5 protein-coding genes are annotated in these 2,290 nt (G+C 41.4%); 1 reads left to right on the top strand and 4 read right to left on the bottom strand.

The window, feature by feature from the left end:
- A partial coding sequence (dut, locus tag ACR2F3_RS00885) for a dUTP diphosphatase (protein ID WP_432708099.1) occupies window positions 1-486 on the top strand: 486 nt, incomplete at its 5' end.
- Window positions 487-538: 52 nt separating this feature from the next.
- Here the strand turns inward: dut and ACR2F3_RS00880 are convergent.
- The 4 genes from ACR2F3_RS00880 to ACR2F3_RS00865 are packed head-to-tail and all read right to left on the bottom strand — an operon-like array spanning window position 539 to window position 2,250.
- Entirely contained in the window at window positions 539-994 is a 456-nt protein-coding gene (locus ACR2F3_RS00880) for a hypothetical protein (protein WP_432708098.1), read from the bottom strand.
- Window positions 994-1,602 (bottom strand): glycoside hydrolase family 19 protein, encoded by a 609-nt coding sequence (locus ACR2F3_RS00875; RefSeq protein ID WP_432708097.1) that lies wholly within the window; start codon window positions 1,600-1,602, stop codon window positions 994-996. Before ACR2F3_RS00875 ends, ACR2F3_RS00880 begins: the two co-directional genes overlap by 1 nt.
- Window positions 1,599-1,904: a hypothetical protein gene (locus ACR2F3_RS00870; protein WP_432708096.1), complete on the bottom strand. Its 306-nt coding sequence runs from the start codon at window positions 1,902-1,904 to the stop codon at window positions 1,599-1,601. The genes ACR2F3_RS00875 and ACR2F3_RS00870 overlap by 4 nt, the downstream gene beginning before the upstream one ends.
- 1 nt (window position 1,905) lies before the next feature.
- Window positions 1,906-2,250: a hypothetical protein gene (locus tag ACR2F3_RS00865; RefSeq protein WP_432708095.1), complete on the bottom strand. Its 345-nt coding sequence runs from the start codon at window positions 2,248-2,250 to the stop codon at window positions 1,906-1,908.
- Window positions 2,251-2,290 lie beyond the last annotated feature (40 nt).

Here is a 2,290-nt window from a genome sequence, read left to right as displayed (position 1 = left end):
ATGATGAAAGTTAATGTAAAAAAACTGGCAGAAAATGCCGTCCTGCCGACTTATGCGAAACACGGCGACGCGGGCATGGATTTAACCGCTACATCAAAAAACTATGATGAACATGGCAACGTGGTTTACGGTACAGGCTTGGCCTTTGAAATCCCTAACGGTTATGTCGGACTATTATTTCCACGCTCAAGCAACACCAAAAAGGATTTGATTCTAGGTAACTCGGTGGGCGTGATTGATAGTGGTTATCGCGGTGAAGTGGTTTTTAAGTTTAAAAGCACAATATTTAATGAAGAAACCATGCGCTATGAATATGGCTACTCTGAATATAGTGAAGGCGACCGTATCGGGCAAATTATCATCCTGCCATATCCTAAAATTGAGTTTAATTTGGTAGATGAGTTATCTACAACAGATCGCGGCATTGGTGGATTTGGTTCTACTGACCCTGTAACGGCATCCATCGAGGAAAATTACAGTGCTTGATATTGGAATAAAACAGCTAAAGGAGATAATGGGCGAAGATTAACAAAGGCCCTTAATCGGGCCTTTTTGTTATGCTGTCTAGTTCTGCATCGACTTTCGCAGTGTAATATCCCAATCCAAGATATTCTTTTCTACACTCGTTATAGAGTGTTGTTCCGACTTTGGCGTAATTCTCAAGGGTTTCTCTAGTAACGGTGTGCAGTCGGTTGTTATAGGTTGTAGTTTCTTGCTGCACCCGGCTAGAGTTGGCAAGAGCAGCATCATAACGGTTAGCAAGGCCAAGGACTTCATTTGCGTAATTCTCCAAATCAATTTTTCGCTGTTCCTGATGTTGTGCAACCAGCCTTGAATTTCTAAGCTCGGAATCACTCACAAGGTTTTTATGGATCAGGTGGGTTTCGGTTAGTTCATGCTCAAGCTTCATTTTGGTAAATGTCAGCCAGACCACAGCAATACAAAGTACGGCAATAATAAATTCACGCCAGAAGGATAAAAGGAGTAGTGGCATTATAAGGACCTCAAAGCACGTTCAAATATTTCGGCATAGCCGGCGATAAGTTTTGCTTTATCAGTTCCGTTGATGATACGGCGCGCGTTAATGTAGTCCTTTTTGGATTGATGGATATAGTCGGAAAGTTTCTTGCCAGTAAACCAGCCTTCCTTCATTCCGGTAATCATGATTTTAACAGCATGTTCTTTTTTCATAACTAAATCGGGATTCTGAGTATAATCATAACCCAGCTTGTTTGATGCCTTGTCGTAATTAGCCCACCAAGTAAGCTGCACATAACCACGCCCATAATATAGATGAGGGTAGTCATCAAATAGATATGCTGCTTTTTTAAATCCATCAATAAAAGAATACAGCTTGCCTAAACTGTTCTTAAACCATGTTCCATAGGTGCGACCCTTCCCCTTTCCATATTCCTCAATCGGCAGCATGGTTGTTGCAGTTTCATGCCATGTTGTCGCCAGCATATAGGCAGCTTGAGGGTAGGAAATAGATTTGTCTTTGTCGAATTGGGATACCAGAAAATTAATCTCATTAACCTGGCTTTGATTTAATCGGCCTAAGCCATTGCGAAGAATATTAAAACCACCGGCAGTCAGGATCATATATATCCCCTTTTATATGACTTGTACGTGATGTACGAAAAGAATCCAGCGATACCCATCCAGATCAGAATGTTTGGCGTTTGTGCATCCAGCCATTCTAAATAAGGAGGAATGCCGCCATGCAGTTTCTCTATGGCGCGTGTTAGGTGGGTGTACTTAGGATCAGCAATAATAGCAATAATGCCCAGCAAGGTCAGACACGACCAAGCCCGGGCAAAATTATTAACTTTGATTCTTCTGTACACCAGTAAAAAGAATGTGCAAAAGAACACAACGGCCATTGATATAGTGATTAGTATCATGTCAGTGACTCCCGAAAATTTTCTCAAGTATAGCCTCAACCTTAGTAAATAGCTTATTGAGTAATTTTGGTACAGCCTTCTGTAATGGCTCAATTAGGAACTGACCAGTTACACAAAGCACAATGACGATGACTACCAGCAAGCCAAGATTGCCGTTTCCAATATAAGTCCAGATTGGCAATCCACACGAACCGGCGATTAATGCCCCCTGAAAAGCCCCTCTGACACGACTTCCAATAGGATCGGTAGTCGATGTTAAGTATATGAAAAACCCTATAAATGTTGCGAAGATAACAATAGCCCACTCCACGACACGCTCGTTTATAAGTTCTAATAACTTTTCCAAAAGTGTATCCCTATTTTGTGGCTCTGAAATATTTTAACAG

Source organism: Pedobacter sp. (genome assembly GCF_045627485.1).
Classification (GTDB): domain Bacteria; phylum Bacteroidota; class Bacteroidia; order Sphingobacteriales; family Sphingobacteriaceae; genus Pedobacter.
This window is presented reverse-complemented; position numbering and strand designations above follow the sequence as displayed.